The organism is Pararhizobium sp. IMCC3301, from assembly GCF_030758315.1.
GTDB lineage: Bacteria > Pseudomonadota > Alphaproteobacteria > Rhizobiales.
In genome coordinates this window covers 3304261-3329523 of sequence record NZ_CP132336.1, presented here as the reverse complement: position 1 = coordinate 3329523, position 25263 = coordinate 3304261, and the positions used below count along the sequence as shown (strand labels likewise).

The window sequence follows — 25263 nt, the reverse complement described above, 5'->3', positions numbered from 1 at the left end:
AATGGATAAGGCCTAAATCCGTTTCAGTTCGCAGATATATTCCAGGTGTTTTTCGCCGCGTGTTCGAACCGGGATGGGGACTCTGACGAGCTCAAGCTGAATATCCGGATGCAGGCATTCGGCCAGATAGCGCTGCAAACCGGCAGGATCTTCGAATTGGTCTTCCGCCTCCGGTGTGTAGCGAAATTCAATTCCATAATCTGAAACCTGAGCAATCTGGCGAAATCGGTTCGGGACATATTTCCTGATCTGGCTTGACTGAGCAAATGGCCAGAAATGGTGGTTATCCGGAAACCTGAAATAATTTCGCTCGCGCCCGACAATGCGTTGAACAGTTGGCAGGGAAATGCCACAGGCGCATTGATCATCACCAGCGACCGCAAAGTCGCCGATAGCATATCGAATGAATGGCATTGCGAAATTATAAAGCGCCGTCACGACAACATGACCGATTTCACCGGTGGCAGTTGGATTGCCGGCATCATCAAGAATTTCCAAAAATACATTTTCCCGGTGAACATGATACGTTCCGTACTTGCACTGGCTGCAGATTATTCCGGTTTCCGTGGTTCCATAAATATCGACCACATCCGGCCAATGCTCCGGCTTTGCCTCCCGCATAAGATCAGGCACCAGTTCGCCACTGGTGAAAACTTTTTCAAGATTGAGCTTTATGCCCTGCCGGTCGGCTTCCTGAAGAATGGTGCAACAGACTGTCGGAAATCCCTTCAGATAAGTGGCGTTAATCCGTGAAAGCCATTGCAACTGGTCGTCCAAACTGGAGGTTTTCAAGCTAAGGAAAAAATGATCTCCAGTTCCCCAGGGATTCCATTTGCTCCTGCTCTGATCAGGTTGCTCGAGCACATCCGCAATTGCCGAGCTGGTAATCTCAGCCAATTTCTTGTCGAAATCTATGCCGTTCCAGATGCAGGTCCGCAGATGGATCGCGCGAGCGACCTCGCCGTTGATGCTGCTGTAGCGCATTTTCAGCGGCTGGCCGGTCGATCCGGATGTGTATGAATCAACCTTGATGCCTGAATTCTCTGGCACTTCATCTGCGTAAAGATGGTGAGGTTCGGCCTGGATTTCAGACCGGGTGAGAATCGGCACCTTTTGCAGTGCATCCAGATTGATGTCACCCATTTCATCAAATAGGCAAGCAAGGCGATCCCGATAAAAGCTCGTGTTTTCATGTGCGTGACGCAGCATGATTTCCAGTGAGCGGTTCTGGTAAGCATCCAACAAATATGTTGGCAGGCGCTCTGTCTTGGACAGGATATCCCGCAACGTATCCGCCTGATTTGATTGGGTCATAGTAATCAACCAGAATTTGAAACTGTGAGAAGGACTATACGATTTCAGACTGCTGCGGAACAGTCTTTGCGAGTCAGTAGATGGAATGCGACCAGATCTGGCGCACCGAATGAATATGCTGCCGCCCGGTTGCGAATGGTCAAACACAACACGCAGATTTCAAGCTAAGTATTTGATTTGAAAATGGTGCCCGGGGGCGGAATACAGAAACCGCTATATATCAGCTAGTTAACAGAAAGTGGGACACTCAAAAGTCCCACGAATTATCAGGGTTTTTCGGGGAAAATGTCCCACCGAAAATGCCCTCTCCTCCGCTTGCGGAGGACCATCACCCTACCTTTCCACGCTGAAACGGAAACCACCGCCCAGGGGGTATCCGGGACGGCGGCGTTGCGAACCGGGAACTTGTGCAAATCACCAGCTAAGGAACATACGAATGACCATCGCGGTATCTCGATACCACAAAATGAAGGCCCGTGGCAAGCCTGCCTTCACCCTCGACGACCTGAAGGGAACCCCAATCTGGGTCGCATGGCGGGACGAATTGCGGCGTGGCAGGGACAAACCTTCAAAGGTCCCTTATACGCCCCGGACGGGTCGAATGGCGAAGTCCGATAGCCCGGAAACCTGGGGGCCGCACAAGGCGGCGCAAGGGCGCGCCCAGAAGCTCGCGGATGGCCGCTCGGCGGGCGTTGGCGTCATGTTCGGCCCGCTCGCCCAGGAGGAAGGTTGGCGGCTTTGTGGCGTCGATCTGGACGGTTGCCTCGACACCGACACCGACGCGCTTGCCCCTTGGGCGTCCGCCGTTGTCAACCGCTTCGCCAGCTACGCCGAACTGTCCCCCAGCGGCACGGGACTCCACATCCTGTTCCTTTGCCGAGAGTCGGACATGGCCGCCTTGCAGGACGCGGGGCTGGTGACGCCGAAAGGCGGTGCTGAATTCTCCTTGGGTGGCCATACCGAAATCGCGTTGTTCTTGGGTGGGCGGTATTTCACTGTGACGGAAGATCGTGTCGGCGACGTGTCAACCATCTGCCCCGTGACGCGCGCCGATCTGGAGTGGCTGGTGCGGGACCATGGCCCCGCGTTCAAGCGGCGCGCGGGCAAGCGTGGCCCCAAGGGTGGTGACGAGTCGGGCTCTGGCGTCGGCTTCAAATTCCTCTGCGACCGATTCCGCGAAGGCAAGTCCGAAGAGGAAGCGCGCGACGCCATTGCTGAAGACGACGGCGACGCGGGCGCATGGTGGACCCGCGCGGGCGACAGACAACAGAACCGGACACTTCGAAACGCCCTCGCGCGGATATCTGGGGAAGGCGCGGAAATCATTGATCTGTTCGACAGACTGGATGACGCCCAAGCGGTCTATGACGACGACATAGAGGCTGTTCTGGGCGGCGCGCGTGCCACGGGAGACGTGAACTTCGAATTGGACGAAGACGGCGTGATCCGAGCCTTCACGACGGCCTATAAGGACGAATTGCGGTTCGATCACGCGGCGGGGACTTGGTTCCGGTTCGACGGCAATTCCTGGCGGCGTGAGGAGACGAAGCTGGCCCACCACTACGCCCGCAAGCTGGCAACGGACATGGCCGAAGACAACCCGGCGGCGAAGCCACTTCGCAAGGTCCACGTCTGGGAAGCCATTGAGCGGGGCGCGCGGACGGTTCGGGAATTCGTGGCCACAGCAGTGGACTGGAATCGCGATCCGTGGCTTCTTGGGACGCCCAGCGGGACCGTCGATCTTCTGACGGGCAACTTGCGTCCCGGCGATCCGGCGGATCATGTGTCCCGCCTTACCGCCAGCGCGCCCGTCCCCCTGGAACGGTTCGACCCGGCGCGGGACTGCCCGCGTTGGCTGGCCTTCCTGGACGAAGCCTTGGGCGGCGACGCTGAAGCCGTCCGCTTCCTTCGCATGTGGGGCGGCTATTCCCTGACCGGCATGACGAAGGAACACGCGCTGGTGTTCGTCTATGGCCCAGGCGGTTCCGGCAAATCGACAGCGATCAACACCCTTTCTGACATCCTGGGCGAATATGCGATCAACGTGGCGACCTCAACCCTGACGGCGGCAAAGCACGACGCGCACCCCGAAGAGATTGCCCGACTTGATGGCGCGCGGTTGGCCTGGGCGTCCGAGACAGAGAAGGGGCGGGCCTGGGCAGAAAACCGGATCAAGTCGCTGACGGGCGGGGACAAGATTACGGCGCGATTCATGCGCCAGAACTCTTTTGAATTTACGCCACAAATGAAGCTGGTGATCGTGGGGAACAACGCCCCGACATTGACCAGTGTGGATGAAGCCGTGAAGCGGCGGTTCATCATTCTGCCGTTCGATCATCCCCCCAAATCGAAGGACGCGAATTTGCCTGCCAAACTTCGCGAGGAGTGGCCGGGAATCCTGTCATGGATGATCCAGGGTTGCCTGGACTGGCAGGCTAACGGGCTGATCCGCCCAGAAGTCGCACGGCGAGCGACAGACGCCTACTTTGCGGAACAGGACATTTTTGCCCAGTGGATTGAGGAATGCTGCATCACCGGGAAGCATGAAGCGGACACGACAGGGAATCTCTGGGATTCCTGGAGCGCCTACGCCTATGAGAACGGCGAAGCCCCCGGAACACGGAAGCGCAGTTTTCCAGAGACGCTTTCGCAGCGTGGTTTTGAGGCGATCAAGGACACTAGCGGAATTCGGGGGCGTGGCTACCGTGGGCTGCGGGTGGCCTTGCGACAAGTGGGTGATTTCGATGTTCTGTAAGTCACTGATTTCCTTGAGTTGCGACAAGTGCGACAAGTCTTCCGGTTTATCGCCTAGAGAGTATTTCCCCTTCTGTTTTGTACCCGTATAGGCGATAAACCGGACGACATGACGCACTTGTCGCAGGCTCACTTACTTCCTCCTCTGGGCGCAAAATTGAGACGTCGCTGCGGGTCCTTCCAAAGCCCCGGTCGGATCGGGGGGTGCGCGGAGCCCCGGTGTTTCAGAGATTTCGATTTTATCCAAACCTCGTTTGCAACTCGATCAAAACGAGAAACAGCAGGAAATTATAAAGGCGCGTCAGAAAGCGCTGCTAGAGCAGAATCCATTCACACTGTATCAGTTTGATATCCGCATGCTTGGAAATAGCTTTCGGCGTTTTGCGGGGTGACGACGTCGATTGCTTTTGCGATAGCAGCATCGAGCTCGGGTTTGGTTCGGGCTGCGGTTTTCTTGAGGAACGCCTTGATCTGGGCGATGGCCTTCTCGATGGGATTGAAATCGGGCGAATAGGGCGGCAGGAAGAGCAGCGTTGCGCCCACAGCCTCGATGGCCTCACGCGCGGCCCAAACTTTGTGGGCGGGCAGGTTGTCCATGATGACGATGTCGCCGGGCATCAGGCACGGCGCCAACAATGTATTGATATAGGCTGAGAACATCTCGCCATCCATGGCCCCGTCCATGATCATGGGCGCGATGATACCGTCTGTGGAGAGGCCTGCGACCAGTGTCGTTGTCTTCCAATGGCCGTGGGGAATGGCTGCCCGGCAGCGCTCGCCCCGTTTGGAACGGCCGTAAAGGCGCGCCATCTTGGTGTTGGTTCCGCACTCATCCAGAAAGATCAGCCGCTCCGGTGCAAGCTCCAGTTGATCTGCAAACCAGGCCTCACGGGCGGTCTTCACATCGGCACGCTCCTGTTCTGAAGCATGGGCGGTCTTTTTTTGACCGTATAATCGTGACGGCTCAAGAGGCGCCAGATCGTGGCCGGAGCAAAAACATGGCCTTGCGCAGCCAGCCGGTCCGCAATCTCAACCAGCGTGATATCGCAGTTCTCTTCGATCCATCCCAGCACCGTGGCTGCATGGGCCTCGGCACGGTGACTGTGCCGGTCGCCGCCAATGGCATCCGGCTCAACGCTGCCCGTTCGCTTGAAGCGCTGATACCAGCGCACCGCAGAGGCGATGGAAACATCAAACCTGCCTGCAACTGCCCGCCGCGAAAGACCAGCTTCAATAGCCTGCACAACACGAAGACGAAGATCGTTGGATAGAGGTGCTGTCATCGATGCTGGCCTCCTTGCCCAGCATCGATGTTGAATCAAAGATCAACCGATTTGAAAACCCCGTATCGATTCCGTCAGAGCGAAAATTGCTCTAGCAGGTTGCTGAAAAACAGGTTTGTTTTCTTCCGGTTGGGCGTTTGGTGTGGTTTTGTGTGATTTGGCGGTTTTTTTTACGATCTTCGGGTCTGATAGTATGGCTTCGTGATGCTGTTTTCGGCCTTTCGCCGGTTGTTTTTCTATGTCGCCGCAGCCTCATTTAAAAGCTTCGGTATTCGGATCAGATTGTAGGCGACGATGGCGAAGGTGAAGACGGCTTCGACCTTTGGTCTACCGCGTAGTTTCACCTTGCCATATCCAGCCTGCGTCTTGGTCCAGCCGAAGGCCTCTTCGACACGTTTGCGGATGCGCTGGCTGATGGCGTAGCCGCAATGGCGCGTCGTGCGCCCGTCAATGGCCGTCTTGCGCGGCTTGCCCAGCTTGCTGAGCGTGCCGTTGACTGCGATATGCGGCGTCACCTTGCGTTTGCGCAGATCGCCGATGAAGCTGGTCACATCATACGCCTTGTCGGCTCCAAGTGTGATACGCTGGCCATGCTTGCGACGGTCGAGCATCGCCAATGTGGCTTCACGCTCCGCAGTGCCGCTGGCGAGGGTCAATGCCGTGTCAACGATCAGCCCGTTGCGGTTCTCCATCAGCGCGTGGCCCATGAAACACAGCCGCGCGCTCTGGCCATTGCCCTTGCGAAACAGCCGTGCGTCCGGATCGGTGGTCGAGGCATGGGTTTCGTTGGAACGCTTCTCCTTGCGGAAGTTGCGTTCGCCATTGCGGCCCGGCGCAGGCGGTTCACCGGAGCCATCCTTTGGCCGAAAGCTCTTCATCGAGGCCCATGCATCGATCAGGGTGCCGTCAACGGTAAAGTGCTCGTCCGACAGCAGCCGCTTGACCTTGTGCAGCGACAGCAGCGCCATCAGAAAGTCTCGCGCCACATCCGCTTCCAGCAAACGGTCACGGTTTTTGGTGAACACCGTCGGGTGCCAGACTGCGCCATCCATCGGCAGCCCGACAAACCAGCGGAACAACAAATTGTAATCAATCTGCTCCATCAGCATCCGTTCCGAGCGCACCGAATAAAAAGCCTGCAGCAGCGTCGCGCGCAAAAGATATTCCGGCGGGATCGAGGGACGGCCAACCTTCGAGTAAAGCTGCTCAAAGCGTGCGTTCAGGCCGCCGACAACCTCATCAACCAACGCCCGGATCGCCCGCAGCGGATGATCGGCAGGAACACGCTCCTCAAGCCGGATATAGGAAAACAGACCAGCGTCAGAATTCTCGATACCACGCACCACAAATCCCTCCGTTTTATCCACAACAACAGAATCACAATCAGCCCGGATTGGCGAGAGGGTTTTTCAGCAACCTGCTAGCTGGTATGCAAACCGGATTTCGGACCACGTTTTGGTTCTGGCAAACTCCCCCTTTGGCGATTTGTCAGAGCTCGACCAAGTAGAACCCGAAAATAATCAGGGCCCCTACCACCGTCGATCCCGCGATCCAAAACGCCAGCCTACCGCCCTCCATCTGCCGTCCACTGCGTGCCAGCATTGCTGCAAGCACAAAGAACACGATCAGATTAAGGCCGCCTTGTGTGACCCAATGATGGCCCAAGGCCTTCATCAGGTTAAGTAGTGGCGGGGTCAGCTCTTTCAGAACGGTCAGAGCTGCGCTGAATAACACCGTATAGGCATATGCCATGCCGTAGCCAGTGATCCGGGCATCAACCAGATTGTCGTCCGTTGCTGCGTTGGAAACTTGAGTAGCCATGATATCTCTCCTCTATCCGATGATCTTGGCCGCATAGCCAAGTTTCGCACCCAGGCTCATGATGCCGCCAGCGCCTTCCATTGCCAGAACCAGCAACACTACAAATGCCGAGCTCCACAGCACGACGCGGCGAGCGCCGCGATTTGTGGCGACCGGTCCGGCTGCGGCGATGGGCAGAAAGGTCACCAGCAGGATCAACATCAGAAACACATGCTCTTTGGTTTCCGTGACGAGGTTGTGGGCAAATGGCCAGGGGCCAGCTTTGATGACCTCCTTGTCTGGGCCGTAGAGCAGGACGTAGAAATATCCGGCCGTCAAGTAAGCCAGCCACATCAGCACTGCAGAAATTGTGGCGGCCGTTCGCATTCGCGCGACGCCGGGTTGGCTTGCGTTCAGGGCTTCGACGAAGACCCAGACCGCAGCCAACATACTCAATGCGCCGAAGGTCGGATGCATGAGCAGAATGATTTCATTTGACATGTTCTTTACTCCTTTTGCAGTGTTTGAAAGTCAGCGCCCGTCATTACCGTCAGCCGCAGTGCGAACGCAGCAGAAACCCCGAACAAAAGCTTGGACGCGAGGCTGACAGGCAGTGGCACGATGTGAGCGAACGAAGGATTAACTATCGGCAGAACAACCAGGAAGTTCACCACCCAGACCGCCGCCAAAATGGCTATGATCAGAGACATCTCTGATGTGCGGCCTGCAAGTTGGGGGTCCCCCCAACGGATCAGGCCAGCGACTGCCAGACCCAAGGCAACGGCCAGAATTAAGTGGATGGCCAGACCGATCAAAATGGCCACGGGTTGCGCGGCGATATCGGGAAGAACCGTCGATGTGATTCCAGTCGCCACATCAATCGCGTTGCTGCCGGTCATTCGGCTGTAGAGCAGGATCCAAAGGTCTTCTGCTGCGCCAGTGTCGCGCGACGTTCGCCGGACAGCACTGGGCATTTCTTCGAACAGGCGGTCCCGAATGGACGACACTCGTGAAAGCGCAGGGACGGCAACTGGAATCTCCGCTACCGTGAGTATTCTCGCCTGCCGAAGTTGTAGGCGCACTGATCCAGGTTGGTCTGTGGCAGAAATATTGCTGTTTCTCAGATTCGCATGCCGTCAATTCGCAGCGGCCATGTCCTGAAGGCCAGCGATCCGCCGCACGGTATTGCGGCGGTGCAACCACACCACATTCCGCGGCGTACCGACATCGCCCGCGCCACCAATTCTGATTGCGCGGCGCTTTTTGTCACGTTGTCCCGTTGGCACCGCCGATTAAGGGCGACGCACGGAATTGCCGCCCGCAATGATTCGGTTGATCAAATCCGACACCGCGATGTGCAACTCCTCGTTCACGCTTTCCCCAGGCACCGGCCCGTGCGCCGCCGCGGCATCGCGAAGGATGCCGATGATTTCGATTTCCGGAAGGATCTTGTGATCATTGAGCGCCAGCAAGAGTGACTCACAGATCGCAAGCGCTGCCGCTCCCGAAACGTCTGATAAGTTGTGCATGTACGAAGTTCCCTCCAATGTGAACGCACAGATCGACAGGTCGGTCGAACCGTGAATTTTTGAGTCGCAATACTCGCATAGATAATTTATTCTGGATTGATCTAGAGCAGTCTGTGGCGAAAACCCCTGGAATATGTATGATTCACACCAATTCGGGTCCCGTTCTCGCTGTACTTCAAAAGGGCAAAGTGTTGAATATTCAGAACAGTCCGTTGACCAGGAAACTCGGATCATATGTTGTGCTGTCCGATAACGACCTCGACGTTCTTGCTCAGCTTCACAAACGACGACGGATCTTCGTGCCGGGGGTCGACATGATCCATGAGGGCCAGAAAAACCAGCCCGCCTACATTCTTGCCAATGGCTGGGCCATTTCCTTCAAGATCCTTCGCGATGGAACCCGGCAAATCGTCGATATCCAGGTGCCGGGCGATTTTCTGGGCCTGCGTAGCCTGCTGTTTCGCACCTCCGACCACAACATCGAGCCAATCACACGGGTCGAAGCCTCCGTGGTTCAGGCCGGCGATCTGTTTGACGCCTTCACCCGGACGCCGCGGTTGGCAACGGCCGTCCTCTGGGCCGCATCGCGCGACGAGGCGATGGTCGTCGAACATCTGGTCGGGCTAGGGCGACGCGACGCCGCGGAACGCACGGCACATTTCCTGCTTGAATTGGGGGCACGGCTCAAGCTCGTCGGACTTGCTAAGCTGGACGGCTATGACTGTCCACTGTCGCAACACGTTCTGTCCGACGCCCTTGGGCTCAGCGCCGTACATATCAACCGTGTCCTGCGGCAGTTGCGGGAGGAAGGCATGCTGACGTTTCGCAATGGTCACGTTTCGTTCGACGATTTCGACCGGTTGGTTGCATTCGCCGATTTCGACGTCGCCTACCTCGACGATTACGCGCCGATGCTGAAGTGATTGGAAATCAAATTTCCTCGAACGTCCGTAATCTCGCGTCCAGTCTCTTAGCCGTCGCGGACATCATGCTTGTCTACGACCGGCGTTGCTGCACGAGTTGTGAGGTGTGGCCCTGAGTTCATCCGTCTGGCAGGAACGATTTTCACGCGGCTCCCACTCTCCCTTCGAACGGCGGTGTTCGTCTTCCAGCGGAAGGCATGTGCCAACACCTTGACGAGCGTGACATCAGCTTGGCGACGGGCGGCGGCGTCTGCATCTCCTTGCGTCCGCCACGCTTCACAAGGCGGAACGGGACATGCAGCGTCACGGTTTGGACCTGTCGCAGTTCTGTTCCGGTCGGTGCTCATGTTATGCGGCCTTCTGCTCGAAGGCCACGGGGGATTTCCAGCCGAGGGCTGAGCGCTTGCGGCGCGAGTTGTAGAAGCCGATGATGTATTCGAAGAGGGCAACTTCCACGTCTCTGCGGGGTCGCCAATTCCTGCGCCAGACCAGTTCTGCTTTCAGGGACTTGAAGATGCTCTCGATGGCGGAATTGTCGTAACAATTGCCCTTTCCGTTCAACGATGGTTGCAGCCCGTGCCTGCGCAGAAGCTTTGGGTAGTCATGAGCGCAATATTGGCTTCCGCGGTCCGTATGGTGCATGTAACCGGGCGGTAGCCTGCGCAGGGTATCGCTCTCAAATAACCGGAACCAAACCGTGACAGATCCAGCCCACCGATGGAGGTCTTTGCCAGTTGCTTACCCATTTTCGCGCTCCACCGACGATCGATATCTCCTTCATCAATTGCAATCCTCCACAGCCGTCACAGCCAAGCACCCGTGAATCCCGCGCGCCGTAGCCCTGTGACTACGCAAGGGCATGCACGCATCAACCGCCACAGTAAGCCCGATCGGTAATTCTCACACATCAGCACCACGGGACCAAGGTTGATCCCGAAGTGATAGGGCGACGTCCAGCCTGAATCGGCATCTGCTTCGTTCTGAAAGCTGAGATTGAAACTGCACCGAAAGCAGTACTCGCCGGTAACTTGCGGATATACATCCTGAAAATGCTTGATCGTCGGCAACACGATCTCGGGGGCGAATGGCAGCGACGCCACCACGGCCCACGGCGCCACCGTGCCGTCGTCAGGGCCGTACGGTGCCCCGCGGGCGATATAGTCGAAGAAGGTGCGATCGATGCCGTTGACGTGGCGCATCGTCCAGCCGGGCCCATCGCTCGCGGTCAAGCCCCAGAAGTTCTCTCCGTAGCCCACAAATTCGAGCGGATTGCGGATCGCGTACTCTCGCTGGACGTAGGTCGCGCGGCGGCTGTTCTCGAAATAGTCGATCTCCTTGTCTCGCGCGAACGCATCCTGGATTCCGCAGAAGTCTATCCAGATGTGCGAGTACTGGTGGATGAACAGGGGGCCGCCGTAGATGAGTTCGTAGCCGTAGATTTCCTTCCATCGGTAGGTCGAGGTCCACGCTACGTAGCTCTCTACAGCGAGAGGATGGGTCGGCGAGCCCAAGCCGAGTACGTACAAAAGAGCAGCCTCGTCATAGCCTTCCCATCGGTAAGGCAGAAATCCGCGTTCGGGAGTCCACCCGTGGGTGATCGTCGCGCCGCCGTTGCACGCCCATTGCCAGTCCGCCCGGAGGTAGAGGGCGTCGGCCAGCGTCCGTATCTCGTGCTCGTCTTCGCTGTCCTGATCGAAATACGCCGCTGCGGCAAGCATACCGGCCAGCAGGAAGCCGGAATCGACGGTTGACAGCTCGCAAAAGCCTGCGCGCCGCCCGGTAGTCATATCGAGAAAGTGATAGTAGAAGCCCTTGTCTCCAGTCATTTCAGAGCCGGTACCCTGGGGACTGTTCCAGAAGAACCGCAACACCGTCAGGGTCCGATCGATTGCGCTGATACGTGAGATCCATGCGCGCTCGACACCGACGGGATAGGCCGCGAGCGCGAAGCCTACAGCCGCAATGCTCGCAGGGGCGCCCGGCTGCGATTTGTCGGCCACGAGGCCATTCGCGGGATTGGTTTCGTTCAGGAAGTAATCGAAGGCATGACGCTGCAGCGCATCCAGTCTCTCCTCCCCAGCATTTGGAGAACCAGCGTGCGGCTGCCGCTTCATGATGGCCCTCCGTTTGCAAGCGCCGACAGAACGCGGCTCTCCCTTTTGGCAGCCCTACACATCGGTTGACTTTTCGACATGTCCGCCGAACTCAAATCGCATCGAGGACGTAAGACTGTCGGCAAAATCCGCCTCGCCGCGCGAGCTGAATCGCGCGTATAGCGCCGTGCTGAGCACTGGAGTTGGCACATTTTCATCGATCGCCGCCTTGTCGTCCACCGGCCTTCTCTGGAATCCGACACACTTCCACCGAACGCTGCAAGTGTCGGATCCTTGATCAGGGAGGTCGCTGTCAAATCCCGCAACCATGAGGCGATGACGCTGCCGCGCCACCACACTTCGGCGATGTCACCGAGATCGAGATCGAACTGGAACGCCTCGGGATCGCGAAGCGGGGTTGTCTCTGCATCAGCGATCCGTTCGCTCTTGCCTACATTGGCGTGCTTCAAAATGTTTATGCCCTCGGCATACGATGCCAAGAGGCCAAATTCGATGCCGTTATGTACTTTCTTGACAAAGTGACCGGCACCGCTTGGGCCGCAGTGCAAGTAGCCATGTTCGGCTGTGCCGCCTGACTTCTCCCGCCCTGGAGTGCGAGCAATGTCGCCTGCTCCAGGCGCCAGCGTTCTTAATACTGGATCGAGGCGTTTCACCGCGGTGCTCGGGCCGCTGATCATTATGCAGTAGCCGCGCACCAGCCCCATAATGCCGCCGCTGGTACCGCAATCGCCGTAGTGAATCTCCTTGGCCGCAAGTTCCGTGGCACGCCGCATGTCGTCCACGTAGTAAGAGTTCCCACCATCGACGAGGATGTCACTGGGGTCAAGCTGTGGCAGAATGTCCGAGATAAGTTGCTCCACCAACGCAGCCGGAACCATCATCCAGATTGCCTCGGTATCTGCAGCTTTTCCACGAAATCTGATAGCGAAGCAGCCCCGATAGCCCCTTCCTGTGTCAGCAGCCCCACCGTTTCGGACGACTTGTCGAAAACCACACACTTGTGATCTTCCTTAAGAAGTCGCCGCACCATGTTTGCCCCCATCCTTCCAAGACCGATCATTCCGATTTGCATAGTACTTTCCTTTTTCAGAACTGATTGTCTGACGGTTGCGTTTCGTTCCACAGACGAATGACCGGCTCGACCGAGTCGTGATGATACCCAAGAATGCTGAGTGCGGCGGTGTCAAGATATAGATGCCGGGCGTCTGCCGCGGGAAGGCCGAGCCAACGGACTGAGAGGACGCGCAGGATGTCGCGATGTGCGAAGACGAGCACGTTGCCGCCGAGCACCCGTATCCGGTCAATCACACGCTCCGCGCACGCACTCACTGCTTGCAGCGTTTCTCCGTCCGGGCAATGATCGGTAACGGAGAGCAGGGTATTGGCGTCGGGCGGCAGATAGACGCGGATGACCTCTGCCTTCTTGCTCATGACATGGTCAATGAAGCCCGGATCCTGATGGCTGAAACCGTTGTGATCCTGCCGCCACACGTGTGACGAGAGCAGGTAGTTCAGCGAAGCAATTGGCCGTCGCCATGGAATGTGGTTTGCCACGTCGAGCCATTTGGCATGCTGGTTGAACATCGAATCGATGATGTGGATGAAGGCTTCGTAGCATGAGAAGAAGCCATGCCTGCCCGTGAGCAGATATCCTTCGAGCCATCCTTCGCACTGGTGCTCGCTCAGGACCTCCATCACCCGGCCGTCCGGCGCGACGTGGTCGTCGCCCGGAACGATTTCCGCGGTCGAGCAACGGTTCGTCACCTCAAACACGGCACCCCAGCGGTTCGACGCCGTTTCGTCCGGACTAAAAACACGGAAAGTTTCGGGGTTGAGTTTCACCACGTCGCGGATCATCTGGCCCTGGATGCGCGTTGCTTCGGCGCTCGCGCTGCCAGGTTTTGGTATCTTGACCGCGTAATCGCGGAAGTCCGGTAGGTGCAAGTCGCGCAGCAGCAGGCCGCCGTTGGCGTGCGGATTGGCGCCCATCCGTCGCGGGCCGCGCGGGGCCAGTTCAGCGAGTTCGGGTTGGAGCCTGCCGGTCTCGTCGAACAGTTCCTGCGGGCGATAACTCGCCAGCCACTCTTCCAGAATCTTCACGTGCCCTGGGTGGCTCATGTCGCCCATCGGCACCTGGTGCGAGCGATATGTGCCCTCGGTCTGTTTGCCGTCGACCTCCTTCGGGTCGGTCCAGCCCTTTGGCGAGCGCAGGATGATCATGGGCCAGAGCGGACGCAGCTTGAATCCATTGGCGCGGGCGTCCTGTTGGATGTCCCGGATGTTTGCGATCACGGTGTCGAGCGTCGCGGCCATGAGTTGATGCATCTCCATCGGGTCGTCGCCCTCGACGAAGTGCGGCGTGTAGCCGTAGCCGCGGAACAGCGATTCGAGCTCGTCACGGGGAATGCGGGAAAGCACGGTGGGGCCCGCAATCTTGTAGCCGTTCAGATGCAGGATCGGCAGGACCGCGCCGTCATGCACCGGATTGAGAAACTCGTTCGAGTGCCAGCTGGTGGCGAGTGGAGCAGTTTCCGCCTCGCCATCTCCCACGACGCAAGCGACCAGAAGGTCGGGATTGTCGAAGGCTGCGCCGTAGGCATGCGACAGGCAATAGCCGAGTTCACCGCCTTCATTGATGGAGCCCGGTGTCTCCGCCGCGACGTGACTTGGAATGCCTCCGGGAAAGGAAAACTGCTTGAACAGCTTTTTCATCCCAGGTTCGTCCAGAGAGATGTCCGGATAGAGCTCGCTGTAGCTACCCTCGAGATAGGTGTTGGCCACCAGGCCCGGGCCACCGTGCCCCGGGCCGGTGACATACAGCATGTTCAGGTCATGTTTGTTGATAATGCGATTCAAATGGACATAGATGAAGTTCAACCCCGGAGTTGTACCCCCGTGGCCGAGCAGTCGCGGCTTCACATGCTCAAGACTCAAGGGAATTTCGAGCAAAGGGTTATCGTACAGATAGATCTGACCAACCGAGAGATAGTTGGCTGCACGCCAATAGACGTCCATCTTTTGGATGAGGTCCGACGACAGCGGCTTGTTCATGGGGCTACTCCTCGAAGTGGGCGCGCCGGGCTGGTTTGGGTATCGGCGAGCATTCGGAAAACGGCTCTTGCGATGATCACATCTTCGTCTGTCTGAATGACGCGCACCTGGACATGGCCCTGATCGGCGGAAATGAGTGGCTCGCCGACTGCGTTCCGGTTTTCATCAAGTTGTACGCCGAGAAAGCCGAGGCCTTCGCAAATGCGCGTGAGGATTGCGGGTGCGTTGCCCGCTAAAGCGTTCATAATTTGACCCGCTTCAACAGTTGCGCGTTGATCGCTACCACGACGGTGCTTGCCGACATCAGTATCGCGCCCACGGCCGGCGTGAGCAGGACACCCCATGGCGCAAGTACACCGGCGGCAAGCGGAATGGCGAAGATGTTGTAGCCGGCTGCCAGCCACAGATTCTGCTTCATCTTGCGGTATGTGACCCGGCTCAGCGTGATAATGCGGGGGATGTCGCGGGGATCCGAACGCACCAGCACGATATGCCCAGCCTCGACGGCCACGTCTGCCCCTGCGCCGATCGCAATCCCGATATCTGCGGTGGCAAGGGCGGGTGCGTCATTGACCCCGTCTCCGATCATTGCCACTTTTTTGCCCTGTGCTTGCAACTCGCGGACCTTCGACGCCTTGTCGTCGGGCAGCACTTCCGCAAATACGGTATCGATGCCAAGTTCCTTGGCGACTGCATCGGCCACCGCCTGCGCGTCGCCTGTCAGCATCGCGACCTCGATGCCCCGTTCATGCAGCGCCGCGATGGCTTCGCGGCTTTCCTCGCGGATCGCATCCGCCACGGCATAGACGGCCAAGGCCTTGCCGGCCTGGACGAGATAGATCGCCGCCTGTCCATTGCCGGCCGCGGCTTCGGATGCCGCCTGAAGCGCCGGTGGAACATCGACGTTTTCTGACTTGAGCAGCGCGGGTCCGCCCATGTGATACTCGACACCATCGATCGTGGCTGCAACGCCCTTGCCGGTGATCGCGCGGAATCCGTCGGCCGATGGGACCGCGATACCTTTGTCTTCCGCAGTCTTCACGATCCCCCGTGCAATCGGATGCTGGGACTCAGCTTCAATACCGGACGCGATGCGAAGGGCCTCGTCCTCGTCCAAGCCATCCGCGACCGAACTGGCGACGATCCGGAACTCGCCCAGCGTCAATGTTCCAGTCTTGTCAAAAACCACCGTGTCGAGATTGCGGGCCTCCTCGAGCCCGCGGCGATCCCGGACCAGAAGGCCGTTGCGGGCCCCCAGTGTCGTGGAGATGGCCACCACCAGCGGCACCGCCAGCCCTAGAGCGTGCGGGCAGGCGATCACCAGAACCGTCACCATCCGCACCACGGAAAAGTCTATCGCTGCCCCTGCCAGTTGCCACGTCGCGAAAGTTACGACGGCAGCAACGATCGCTGTAACGGTCAGAAGCCGGGCTGCGCGGTCGGCCAGATGCTGCGCTCTGGATTTGGACGTCTGAGCATCGGCCACCAGTCGCATGATGCCGGACAACTTGGTCTTGTCGCCCGTTCCGGTGACCTCGATGCGCAGGGACCCCTCTCCGTTGATCGTAGCGGCGATCACTTCGTCGCCTTCCCCTTTTTTCACGGGTCTCGATTCGCCGGTGATCATCGCCTCGTCAATGTCGCTTGTCCCCTTGCGCACCACGCCATCCGCGGGAACGCTCTCACCCGGGCGCACCAGCAGCAGGTCACCGTTCTGCAAGGCGCTGATGTCGACCTTTTCCTCGCCCGCATCGGTGATCCGCGTTGCGGTGTCCGGCAAAAGCTTTGCCAGCTCCTTCAGGGCGCCTTGGGCCTGGTTGATGGACCGCATCTCGATCCAGTGGCCCAACAGCATGATCGTGACCAGCGTTGCCAGCTCCCACCACAAAGCACTCGAGTCAATCAACCCAAGCTGAACGACCCATGAGAACACGAAGGCAACCGTGATGGCGAGCGAGATCAGGGTCATCATCCCCGGCAGCCGGTCTGTCAGTTCCCGCCACGCGCCCTGCAAGAAAACCAGACCACCGTAGACGAAGACCACCGTGGAGAGCACAGCCGGCATCCAGTCCGATCCGGGGAACGCCGGGGCTTGGTAGCCAAGCAAGTCCTGGATGTGGGCAGACCAGATGACAACCGGAACAGTGACAGCCAGTGATAGCCAGAAGCGGTCCCGGAACATCGCGGGAGAGTGGCCCTGGTGCTTGTCATGGCTTTCGTGGCCCGCATGGCCGGATGGTTGTTTCGGCTTGTTGGGTTGCTTGTCAGCTGAAGGCTTCGATGCATCCGACACCGTGTCGTCGTGTCGGTCATGCCCTGCATGTGCGTCGTGCGTGGCGGCAGGGACATCGGCCTTTGATTTCGGCTCGGTGGATAGGACTGTTGCATCCGGTTCACTCACGTCTATGTGGCCTTTATGATTCCCGGTGGGCGCATCTTCGGCAACGGGCACATTCTCAGCGGGCTTGGCGGATTGCAGGCCAAGCTCGTGCACAGTTGATTTGATTTCGGTAACCGCAACGCGGGTTTCGTCATAGCGGACCGTGGCGCTTTCCGCTGCGAAATTCACCGTAACGCTTTCAACGCCGGGCACCTCGCCAATCCGACTTTCCACTTCATCGAGGCTCCATACCGACAACATGTCGCCAACTTTAATCACGCTCGTTTTCATCGTGTCTTCCTTTCGCGGGCGCCAATTGCGGCGTCAGGTCTCTCAACTTCGGTCAATTCAGATTTTCGGAATCATCTCTATGACGATGGTACCTGAGGTTTCGCCCCCCCGTCCTAACCCAAATCAGCCTGTTGACTGACGGCACCATCACCGGGGCGATGGGCGCATCCGGGTCTGCGCACGGATCAGGGTGTCTGTATGCCCGGTCGCGTCAAGGGCGCAGACATTGCGCCCGACGTGTCACTGCCGGAAGCGCCAGCGTCGGGTCGAGGTGCCATCATCTGCGCGAGCAGCAGGATCAGCATGACCACGACCCACAGGATAACCTGGGAGCGCTGTTCCGGTGCCATGGACCCGGCCGCATTGCGGACGGTGGTCTGGATGGTGCTTGCCTGCGGAAGCAGCGCTATCAGCCGTGTCGCGATACCGTGATGGTTGGCGGCCGCGGATGGTACATCCGCGAGCGCCAGGATCATCTCATCCAGCCGATCGGCCGCGTCTGCCTGTGGCAGATCGGCAAGCGCTTCGGCCTCCTGCCAGGGGTCTACGCCAAATCGCGCCAGCGCAGACAACACGCTGACCAGCGTGCCATTACGATCCTCGCCCACAGACGCGAACAGGAAGGCGTTGAACCGCGGGCTCAGCCCACCCAACTTTGCGGATGTGTTCACTTTATACGGCTTTCTGCGACTTTTCCGTGGGGTCGGGATCCGGTTCGGGTCGGGGCTTGGCATAATGCCCGGCCATCCGTTCCTCGTGGGCACGGTCAATCGGATTGGCCGGATCGTAAGGCGGGCTGTCCTTGACCTTTTGCCGGTCAACGTCGAGGCAGATCAGTTGCTCGGTCCAGCGAATATCCTGCGCCGAGCGGGGCGAGATCAGCACTTTCTGCCCCATCCACCAGTTGCTTGTATCCACGATCAGGAAATGGATGCTCCAGTCCGTGTCCTCCAGGACGAGGTCGGACAGATGTCCGATCTCTCCGTCGGTGGCGTGGATGTGATAGCCTGCGACTTCCTCGGCGCTTCGCAGATGCGGCTCGTCCAGATCGTGCTTGTGCCGGTCGATCTCGTCGGTGTAGCGATCCCTTCCGGGATATCCGCTCATCGGCAGGGCGCCGCCAAACAAGCCATAGCCGCCAAGATAGTAGCCCGATCCCCAATACGGGCTCCACCCATAATAGTCATAGGTCGAAGTCTCAAACTGCCGCGACACGGGCCGGTGGCTGTCCAACTCGGGGCTGGCCTCAACCTCTGCCTTGGTCAGGCGCACGGGAAAGGTCTTGCGGTTGGGCTCGGCATGTCCCAGGGCCGAAGGTGGCAACAGCACCTGGCGGCCTGCCAGCCAATTCCCGGTATCGACGAGGAGCCAGCGGATCATCCAGCTGGTGTCATCAAAGAGGACATCGCTGAGCGAGCCGATGGTGCCGTCGCTGGCCGCGATGTCATGCCCCCGGATCGACGACAGGTTGAGCAGCATATCAAATCTCCTTTTGGTTGGTCCGCCTTGAAAGGCGGGCGGGACGCGATAGCCGCGTCCGGTTCAGGCATGAAGGCCCGTCGCCGGACTGGCGGCTTTGGCTTCGGGCTTGTTGGGCCCAAACGGGCGGGCGCGCAAATGCACCGATGGTCTCATCATGCGCCATCGCGGTTTGTTACGGGCTGATCTGTGTAAGTCAGGTCCGCATATTTCGTGGCAATCGCTGCGGCCAGATGGCCGACGGTCGACAGGCGCAGTTTCAAGCGGGCCATCGGACGAGCTTGTGAACGTTTAATGTGTCCGTTCTGTTGCCGCTAACCTGGGTTAGTGCAGGCGCGCAGGATCTCCGGCAGGGTGAAGTGTGTTCGCCGAACATTAGGTCAATACAGTATTCCCGAGTGCCACAGATACGCGAATGCCGGTTTCGACCCGGAAGGGCAATGTCAGACTAAACTGGTCTGTTAGGCTGACGGTGACTCGGTTGTTCTTGTCGGCGGCGCTACAGCGGTGTGCTTCCGGCGCAAGGAGAAGCAGATGAACTCAGCGAAAAAGATCCGGGTCGCCGTCAACGGCTACGGCGTGATCGGAAAGCGTGTCGCCGACGCCGTGGCCCGGCAGGACGACATGGAACTCGCCGGGGTAGCAGACATCAGTGTCGACTGGCGCCCGCGCATGGCGATGCAGAAGGGCTTCCGCCTTTTCGCGGCCACCGAGGACCATTCAGAGGCGATGCGGAACGCCGGTCTCGATATCGCGGGGAGCCTCGATGATCTGCTCGAGGCGAGTGATCTGGTGGTTGATTGCACGCCAAAGCGGATCGCGGCGGTCAACGTCGACATCTATCGACAACGTGGCATCAAGTTCATTGTCCATGGTGGCGAGAAGCACGAGGTGACCGGACACTCCTTCGTCGCCGAGGCCAGCTATTCGAGCGCGTTGAACCGGGAAAGTACGCGCGTCGTCTCCTGCAACACAACCTCGATCGTCAGAACCCTTACTGCGCTGAAGCATGCGGGCCTGCTACGCCGCGCGCGCGGGACGTTGCTGCGCCGGGCGACGGACCCGTGGGAAAGTCACCTCGGCGGGATCATGAACACGCTGGTCCCCGAGCCCGAGATTCCCAGTCATCAAGGGCCGGATGCGCAGAGCGTCGACCCCGACTTTGATGTCATCACGATGGCGGTCAAGGTGGCGGAGACCCTGGCGCATTTGCACTACTGGTCGGTGCAGTTGACCCGGCCGGCCTCCAGGGAAGAAGTGCTCGACGCCTTTGCCGCATCGTCCCGGATCGCCTTGATCCGCATGGATGCCGGATTGACTGCTCTCAACGTAGTCAAGGAACTCATGGCCGACCTCGGTCGGCCGCATGACAATCTTTACGAGGTGGCGCTGTGGTCGGACATGCTGAAAGTCGAAGGGGACGAGTTATTCTACGTTTACATGGTCGACAATCAGGCGATCGTCATTCCCGAGACGATCGACGCGATCCGGGCACTAACTGGAACGATCAGCAACGCCGAAGAATCGATCGCCAAAACTGATGCAGCGCTCGGTATCGGCCTGCTGACCGAATTGCTGGGGCAACGATGATCGTCAGATTATTCGACGCCCACCTCGGACTTGAAGCACGTCCGGTCAGGGTGCAGACATGGCTATGCACTCGATGAGCAACTCAAACCTCCCATCCTCGGGTTCAGTTCAGACCCTCTCGGAACGGCTGAACCAGAACTGTTTCTGCGTCACGCTCGACGGTCGGTCGCTCTGCGAGGCGCTGGAGCACGAGGCCGGTGACCCGGAGTTTTGCGAGACGTTCATCCGCCCCAAGACCCACCTGTTCGCCAACTTGCCGGTGTGCATTTCGGCCAGCGAGGTGAACGAAATGCAGGGTGTGGTCGCAACTGTCGAAGCGACGGCCCGGCTTGCAACTTACAAGGCTGCGTTTCTTGCCTGGGCCCCCGAAATCTGATAGCGCCCGTACAATAGATAACTAGTAAACAGTAGCAACGACAAACTGTTGCCCAACGGGCCGATGCGTAAGGAATGTGTGGCTGTATCCGGGTCGACCATGTTCGAACTCTTCTTTCGATATTGCACGGCGCACTCATAAACCAGCGGACAGTTGTCTACCCGTCCGAGCAATGAGCGTGCTGCATGAGAAAATGCTTCACGCTGCCTCATCATCACTGCTGTCTCGCGAAGCGGCAGCGAGTTTACGCCAGCGGCCCCAACGAGGGATGAACATTGGCACCTGCCGCTGATAGGCGCGGTATGCCTCGCCGAACTGCTTGAGAACCTGCTGTTCCTCACGCCGAGCCAGCCATGTGTAGACAAATACGATCACTGGAAAAAGGCCGACCGAGAAAAGCGTTGGCCAATGCACCACTCCTTCTCCGAACAGAGCAATAAACAGCCCTGTGTACTGCGGATGTCGCACATACGCATACAAGCCATCTGTCTCCAGACGGTCTTCACCTCGTGCCTTGTGGACTTGACGCCAGCCCTGAGCAAAAAGTCCTACACCGATGAAAGCGAGCGCATAGCCAAGCAACATTGAGATCATCATGCCGGTTTCGCCGAGCCCTACCAAGGAAGACCACAGGCTGGCGCTAACATATTCGCTGTCCAGGCCGAAAAAACGCACCAACAGATAGATGGTGAGCGGAAAGCCGTACATTTCTGCATAAAGCGCGATGATAAAAGCCTCAACCACCCCAGCGCCGACCCATTCCCGCCAGTTCTTCGGCGCGAAATAACGATAGAAGAACCAAGACACCAAGACGGCAACGATCAGTGTGATACCCCAGGCTCCAGCGTGATTAAACGATTCATTCATGGGTTGATCCATCTGTATCCCGGTCGATTGTTGTCATCTGGTGCGTTTCACCTTCGACCGGAAATTCTTTCACGGCAGCCAGTGTTATCTCATCCACAATCCAGACCTTTGGTTCCGCCCGGGACGAGACAAAGAATGTACCGGTCCCGGGCACGTTGGTCAGACGGTAGGGTTCCGGTGACAGGCGTGCGAACGCGATGGTTCCGGTTGAGAGTGCAAACGCCGCGATCTTGACTTTGCCACGACCGGCAATAAATGAGGTCGTGCGATTGTCTGACAGGTCCAGCCCGTGCAACTCGCCGCCAATGACAAAGCTGCGCAAAACAGAGCCGTCGTTCAGCGACAGTTCCAGCACGTTGCCCGGATCCGCGTCCGCGGCGTAGAGCACGGCATTGTCCGCGGCGACGACGATATGTTCGGGTCCAGAGCCGCTGCCAAAGCTCAGACTACGGCCATCGGGCAGCCGCAGGGTCATCGTTCCGTTCCGGATGATCCGCGCCAAAGCGGTTTTTAGCACCGCTTCGGAAAACCAGGTGCGGCGCCCGAGCGGCCGGGACACTGACGGGCTTTGTGAAGTCATCGTCATTACATAATCTCACTTTTTAAAAACCAGCATATTTCGGCGGAACACAGTAGTTTTAAGCGTCAAATGCCATAGCCGTAGCCCCACGCCGGAAGGCGGCCCAACTGGATTTCGACCTTACCTTCGCCCACGGCCTCTTCGGCGGCCAAGCGGATGGCGTTGGCCTCGAAATCGTTTCGACCATGCCGTAAATGCTGGCGACGCCGTCGTTGACCACCACATTGACCAAAGACACCTGAATTCCCGGCACGTCAGCCAAAGCCTCAAGGATGCGGGCCGGTATCACGCGCTCATCGGCGCTGGGCTCGGGAATGGCAGAAGCCACCGACAGGCCCTGCAACAGGTTGCTCCGGCTGACGATCCCGACAAGCTTGCCGTCGCGCAGAACCGGAATCCGCTTCATCCGGTGTTTTTCAAGCACCGCCGCCGCACGGCCGACCGGCGTGTCCTCTGGCAGGGTGATCATTTCGCGCGTCATCACATCACGGGCCTGCCGACCGTGGGCTTTCACATAGTCGGCTGCGCTGGTCCCGTCACCAGCGAAAAGTTCAAGCCACCAGGACCGGCGCGGCGCATCGGCGACCCGGCGCATCAGATCACCCTCGCTGACCAGTCCTGCGACGGCACCCGCCTCATCCACTACGGGTACGCCGCTGATATGGTGTTTGAGAAACAGGCGGACAATTTCCTCAATCCGGGTTTCGGGTGTCACGGTGACGACCTTTTTCGTCATGACGTCTTTGACCAACATGGCAATTTCCTTTCGTCTCAGTTTTCGCTCTTGGATCACGGAGCAACGGCGACCGTGCTTTCGTGCTCGTCGTGCGTGCACCAGACTCATTCACAGTCGGCATGGCTGCAGCTTGGATCGGCCAACGGCGCGCGATACCGGCGCCGAGCGAACGGAAGCAACAGGTGCCTGGGCAGCGAAAGCCGGTAGGCCCAGTTCCCCGGCATCCCGTTTCACCAGTCGGCGCACGTCGAGGTTCATGCTATGCTTCTGTCGTCTACGTCCTTGCTGTACCTGAGCATCCCGCCGCCCCTCAGCGCTGCTCGTCACGCGGTGGGTCAGCGTTCGGATCGGCCGCAGTCTCATCGGTGTTGGAGCGCCTCTGATCTTCGTGTAGATCCTGGTCGCGTTGGTCTTCGGGCTCGCGATGGCGCGATCCATTTCCGTGACCGCCGCCGTGACCATGAAACAGATGCATCACGATAAATCCTCCGATCAGCAGGACCAGAAACCAGTTGTCAACAATCCATTGCATCGCGCACTCTCTGACAAATATCGCTCCGCGCGGGCACACCGATCAAGATGCTTACCTGAGGCGAATATATTGGAGACGCTGTTCATCCGAGAACATTACTGTAGCGCAGGATCTGGCGCGATCACCTGCGATCGCCCGGATCACCGATTATCGGAGGATCTCAGTTCGCACCAATCCTGGTCAAATGTGCATTTTGTCCGAATGGCAGGCGTAATCGTTGCAACCATACTTCGGACAATTCATGCAAACGGCGAGCCAGATAAGGATTGCGGTTGCGGACCAGCGCAGTCACGACCTCAGGGTTGTGAAAGTCAGGCATATCTGGCACATCCGGCATATCTGGTGGAGACGTCGTGTTGGTCATTGCGGCGACCTTGTAGTTCAGTGTGCAAAGTACCATTGTTAAAATATCTGTATTTGGATCGACAATGCAGGACCCGCAGTAAGAATTGGCCGCTTAATTGGCGTTTCACTTGAATGTTGCCTGCCGCTCAATAGCTTGAAGATGTAATCACAATAATCGCGTGGAGTGCATTATTCCCATGGGAACCGAACAAAACGTACTGGTGTTGCAGGGCGGTGGCGCGCTAGGTGCCTACCAGGCCGGCGCCTACGAGGCGCTATTTGCCAGCGGGCGGCGGACGGAATGGGTCGCAGGGGTTTCCATCGGAGCGTTCAACGCAGCGCTGATCGCTGGCAATCCACCCGAGCGCCGCGTCGAAAGGCTGCGGGCATTCTGGGATCTGGTATCGTCCGGAAGCGCCGCAATGCCTTTCCTCGCCGGCCTGATGCCGCGCGGGTTCTACAACGAACTGAGCGCCGCCGCGACGATGGCGCAGGGTGTGCCGGGATTCTTTTCACCACGCTTTCCGCCGGCTGCGATGATGCCTGCCGGAAGTATCGGTGCCAACAGTTTCTATGACACCTCGCCGTTACGCGAAACCCTGCTGGAGCTTGCGGATTTCGACTATCTCAACGCCGGTGCAGTCCGCCTTTGCGTCGGTGCGGTCAATGTCGAGACCGGCAACATGACGTGGTTCGACAGCGCAAAACAGACGATCACGCCCGATCATATCATGGCCAGCGGCGCTCTGCCGCCGGGGTTTCCCGCCGTCGAGATCGACGGCGCGTTCTACTGGGACGGCGGGTTGGTGTCGAACACGCCGCTGCAATATGTTTATGACGAACGGTCCGACGCAGACCTGTGCATCTTTCAGGTCGATTTGTTCAACGCACGCGGCAAGATGCCGACTTCGATCTGGGACATCGAGGCGCGCACCAAGGAAATCCGCTTTTCCAGCCGGACCCGGCTGAACACCGATTTGCTGTGCTACATGCATGTGAGACGCGATGCGGACAGACGGTTGTATGGCAAACTGCCGCCCGAATTGCGCAACGATCCCGACGCGCGTGCGCTGCTGTCGAATGACCGAGATCCCGACATCACCATCGCGCATCTGATCTACCGGCAGACCAGACACGAAAAGCAGTCCAAAGACTACGAGTTCTCACGGGCCTCGGTGCTTGACCACTGGCGGGACGGCGAACGGGATGTGATCACCACGCTCAACCACCCGGACTGGAAAGCGCGCCACAAGGACACCGTCCATGTCCGGGTATTCGATCTGACAAAATCGCGGGCAAAACAGCCAACCTGACGGAGA

The 25263-nt window shown here is 58.6% G+C and carries 23 protein-coding genes and 2 pseudogenes; 5 read left to right on the top strand and 20 right to left on the bottom strand.

Annotated elements, in window-relative coordinates:
* Positions 1-12: 12 nt before the first annotated feature.
* Positions 13-1314: a phenylacetate--CoA ligase family protein gene (locus RAL88_RS16110; protein WP_306264872.1), complete on the bottom strand. Its 1302-nt coding sequence runs from the start codon at positions 1312-1314 to the stop codon at positions 13-15.
* A 436-nt stretch (positions 1315-1750) separates the two neighbouring features.
* On the opposite strand from RAL88_RS16110, the gene RAL88_RS16105 reads away from it, so the two are divergent.
* Positions 1751-4069: a phage/plasmid primase, P4 family gene (locus RAL88_RS16105; RefSeq protein ID WP_306264871.1), complete on the top strand. Its 2319-nt coding sequence runs from the start codon at positions 1751-1753 to the stop codon at positions 4067-4069.
* Positions 4070-4398: 329 nt separating this feature from the next.
* On the opposite strand, the gene RAL88_RS16100 is transcribed toward RAL88_RS16105, so the two are convergent.
* From RAL88_RS16100 to RAL88_RS16075, 6 genes are all read right to left on the bottom strand, one after another.
* A protein-coding gene (locus tag RAL88_RS16100; protein WP_306264870.1) for an IS630 family transposase occupies positions 4399-5351 on the bottom strand; the annotation gives its coding sequence in 2 pieces (ribosomal slippage) (positions 4399-5015 and positions 5015-5351; 954 coding nt in all).
* A gap of 236 nt (positions 5352-5587) precedes the next feature.
* Positions 5588-6694, bottom strand: coding sequence for an IS5 family transposase (locus RAL88_RS16095; protein ID WP_306269724.1), 1107 nt, complete (start codon positions 6692-6694; stop codon positions 5588-5590).
* A gap of 145 nt (positions 6695-6839) precedes the next feature.
* The gene (locus tag RAL88_RS16090) at positions 6840-7172 is read right to left on the bottom strand and encodes a hypothetical protein (protein ID WP_306264869.1); all 333 of its coding nucleotides are present in this window, start codon (positions 7170-7172) and stop codon (positions 6840-6842) included.
* A gap of 12 nt (positions 7173-7184) precedes the next feature.
* Entirely contained in the window at positions 7185-7652 is a 468-nt protein-coding gene (locus RAL88_RS16085; RefSeq protein ID WP_306264868.1) for a hypothetical protein, read from the bottom strand.
* Between the two features lie 5 nt (positions 7653-7657).
* Positions 7658-8233, bottom strand: a complete 576-nt coding sequence (locus RAL88_RS16080) for a hypothetical protein (protein ID WP_306264867.1) — start codon at positions 8231-8233, stop codon at positions 7658-7660.
* Positions 8234-8443: 210 nt separating this feature from the next.
* Positions 8444-8623 carry a hypothetical protein gene (locus RAL88_RS16075; protein WP_306264866.1) on the bottom strand — a complete coding sequence of 60 codons (180 nt, stop codon included), beginning with the start codon at positions 8621-8623 and terminating at the stop codon, positions 8444-8446.
* A 248-nt stretch (positions 8624-8871) separates the two neighbouring features.
* Here RAL88_RS16075 and RAL88_RS16070 point away from each other — a divergent pair, with 248 nt between their 5' ends.
* Positions 8872-9603 (top strand): Crp/Fnr family transcriptional regulator, encoded by a 732-nt coding sequence (locus tag RAL88_RS16070; protein WP_306264865.1) that lies wholly within the window; start codon positions 8872-8874, stop codon positions 9601-9603.
* A gap of 348 nt (positions 9604-9951) precedes the next feature.
* On the opposite strand, the pseudogene RAL88_RS16065 reads toward RAL88_RS16070, so the two are convergent.
* The 8 genes and pseudogenes from RAL88_RS16065 to RAL88_RS16030 all read right to left on the bottom strand — a co-directional run.
* Positions 9952-10266, bottom strand: a pseudogene (locus RAL88_RS16065) (IS3 family transposase); the annotation flags it as partial.
* 140 nt (positions 10267-10406) lie between these two features.
* A complete protein-coding gene (locus tag RAL88_RS16060) occupies positions 10407-11717 on the bottom strand; it encodes a glucoamylase family protein (RefSeq protein ID WP_306264864.1) in 1311 nt (436 codons plus the stop codon).
* Positions 11718-11771: 54 nt separating this feature from the next.
* Positions 11772-12789, bottom strand: a pseudogene (gene gnd, locus RAL88_RS16055) (phosphogluconate dehydrogenase (NAD(+)-dependent, decarboxylating)).
* Positions 12790-12803: 14 nt separating this feature from the next.
* Positions 12804-14768: a phosphoketolase gene (locus tag RAL88_RS16050; protein ID WP_306264863.1), complete on the bottom strand. Its 1965-nt coding sequence runs from the start codon at positions 14766-14768 to the stop codon at positions 12804-12806.
* Positions 14765-15013, bottom strand: a complete 249-nt coding sequence (locus RAL88_RS16045) for a hypothetical protein (RefSeq protein WP_306264862.1) — start codon at positions 15011-15013, stop codon at positions 14765-14767. Before RAL88_RS16045 ends, RAL88_RS16050 begins: the two co-directional genes overlap by 4 nt.
* A complete protein-coding gene (locus RAL88_RS16040; RefSeq protein WP_306264861.1) occupies positions 15010-17439 on the bottom strand; it encodes a heavy metal translocating P-type ATPase in 2430 nt (809 codons plus the stop codon). Before RAL88_RS16040 ends, RAL88_RS16045 begins: the two co-directional genes overlap by 4 nt.
* 185 nt (positions 17440-17624) lie before the next feature.
* Complete coding sequence (locus tag RAL88_RS16035; RefSeq protein WP_306264839.1) at positions 17625-18110, bottom strand: hypothetical protein; 486 nt, start codon at positions 18108-18110, stop codon at positions 17625-17627.
* A gap of 1 nt (position 18111) precedes the next feature.
* On the bottom strand, positions 18112-18918 hold the full coding sequence (locus tag RAL88_RS16030) for a PRC-barrel domain-containing protein (RefSeq protein ID WP_306264840.1): 807 nt from the start codon (positions 18916-18918) through the stop codon (positions 18112-18114).
* 534 nt (positions 18919-19452) lie between these two features.
* Between RAL88_RS16030 and RAL88_RS16025 the strand changes: the two genes are divergently transcribed.
* Entirely contained in the window at positions 19453-20508 is a 1056-nt protein-coding gene (locus tag RAL88_RS16025; RefSeq protein WP_306264860.1) for a type II glyceraldehyde-3-phosphate dehydrogenase, read from the top strand.
* A gap of 58 nt (positions 20509-20566) precedes the next feature.
* Positions 20567-20884 carry a hypothetical protein gene (locus tag RAL88_RS16020; RefSeq protein WP_306264859.1) on the top strand — a complete coding sequence of 106 codons (318 nt, stop codon included), beginning with the start codon at positions 20567-20569 and terminating at the stop codon, positions 20882-20884.
* Between the two features lie 198 nt (positions 20885-21082).
* On the opposite strand, the gene RAL88_RS16015 is transcribed toward RAL88_RS16020, so the two are convergent.
* The 5 genes from RAL88_RS16015 to RAL88_RS15995 form a co-directional block, all read right to left on the bottom strand.
* Positions 21083-21751: an isoprenylcysteine carboxylmethyltransferase family protein gene (locus RAL88_RS16015; protein ID WP_306264858.1), complete on the bottom strand. Its 669-nt coding sequence runs from the start codon at positions 21749-21751 to the stop codon at positions 21083-21085.
* Complete coding sequence (locus tag RAL88_RS16010) at positions 21744-22337, bottom strand: YncE family protein (protein WP_306264857.1); 594 nt, start codon at positions 22335-22337, stop codon at positions 21744-21746. Before RAL88_RS16010 ends, RAL88_RS16015 begins: the two co-directional genes overlap by 8 nt.
* Positions 22338-22389: 52 nt before the next feature.
* Positions 22390-23085, bottom strand: a complete 696-nt coding sequence (locus tag RAL88_RS16005) for a CBS domain-containing protein (RefSeq protein WP_306264856.1) — start codon at positions 23083-23085, stop codon at positions 22390-22392.
* 292 nt (positions 23086-23377) lie between these two features.
* The gene (locus RAL88_RS16000; protein WP_306264855.1) at positions 23378-23599 is read right to left on the bottom strand and encodes a hypothetical protein; all 222 of its coding nucleotides are present in this window, start codon (positions 23597-23599) and stop codon (positions 23378-23380) included.
* A 160-nt stretch (positions 23600-23759) separates the two neighbouring features.
* Entirely contained in the window at positions 23760-23963 is a 204-nt protein-coding gene (locus RAL88_RS15995; protein ID WP_306264854.1) for a hypothetical protein, read from the bottom strand.
* 178 nt (positions 23964-24141) lie between these two features.
* Here RAL88_RS15995 and RAL88_RS15990 point away from each other — a divergent pair, with 178 nt between their 5' ends.
* Positions 24142-25257 carry a patatin-like phospholipase family protein gene (locus tag RAL88_RS15990; protein ID WP_306264853.1) on the top strand — a complete coding sequence of 372 codons (1116 nt, stop codon included), beginning with the start codon at positions 24142-24144 and terminating at the stop codon, positions 25255-25257.
* Positions 25258-25263: the final 6 nt, after the last annotated feature.

Coding starts and splice junctions, on each gene's coding strand:
- RAL88_RS16025 (WP_306264860.1), top strand. CDS start 19,453: ATGAACTCAGCGAAAAAGATCCGGGTCGCCGTCAACGGCTACGGCGTG.
- RAL88_RS16040 (WP_306264861.1), bottom strand. CDS start 17,439: ATGAAAACGAGCGTGATTAAAGTTGGCGACATGTTGTCGGTATGGAGC.
- RAL88_RS16005 (WP_306264856.1), bottom strand. CDS start 23,085: ATGTTGGTCAAAGACGTCATGACGAAAAAGGTCGTCACCGTGACACCC.
- RAL88_RS16060 (WP_306264864.1), bottom strand. CDS start 11,717: ATGAAGCGGCAGCCGCACGCTGGTTCTCCAAATGCTGGGGAGGAGAGA.
- RAL88_RS16110 (WP_306264872.1), bottom strand. CDS start 1,314: ATGACCCAATCAAATCAGGCGGATACGTTGCGGGATATCCTGTCCAAG.
- RAL88_RS15990 (WP_306264853.1), top strand. CDS start 24,142: ATGGGAACCGAACAAAACGTACTGGTGTTGCAGGGCGGTGGCGCGCTA.
- RAL88_RS15995 (WP_306264854.1), bottom strand. CDS start 23,963: ATGACCAACACGACGTCTCCACCAGATATGCCGGATGTGCCAGATATG.
- RAL88_RS16000 (WP_306264855.1), bottom strand. CDS start 23,599: ATGCAATGGATTGTTGACAACTGGTTTCTGGTCCTGCTGATCGGAGGA.
- RAL88_RS16085 (WP_306264868.1), bottom strand. CDS start 7,652: ATGTCAAATGAAATCATTCTGCTCATGCATCCGACCTTCGGCGCATTG.
- RAL88_RS16045 (WP_306264862.1), bottom strand. CDS start 15,013: ATGAACGCTTTAGCGGGCAACGCACCCGCAATCCTCACGCGCATTTGC.
- RAL88_RS16020 (WP_306264859.1), top strand. CDS start 20,567: ATGGCTATGCACTCGATGAGCAACTCAAACCTCCCATCCTCGGGTTCA.
- RAL88_RS16090 (WP_306264869.1), bottom strand. CDS start 7,172: ATGGCTACTCAAGTTTCCAACGCAGCAACGGACGACAATCTGGTTGAT.
- RAL88_RS16010 (WP_306264857.1), bottom strand. CDS start 22,337: ATGACGATGACTTCACAAAGCCCGTCAGTGTCCCGGCCGCTCGGGCGC.
- RAL88_RS16105 (WP_306264871.1), top strand. CDS start 1,751: ATGACCATCGCGGTATCTCGATACCACAAAATGAAGGCCCGTGGCAAG.
- RAL88_RS16030 (WP_306264840.1), bottom strand. CDS start 18,918: ATGCTGCTCAACCTGTCGTCGATCCGGGGGCATGACATCGCGGCCAGC.
- RAL88_RS16050 (WP_306264863.1), bottom strand. CDS start 14,768: ATGAACAAGCCGCTGTCGTCGGACCTCATCCAAAAGATGGACGTCTAT.
- RAL88_RS16015 (WP_306264858.1), bottom strand. CDS start 21,751: ATGAATGAATCGTTTAATCACGCTGGAGCCTGGGGTATCACACTGATC.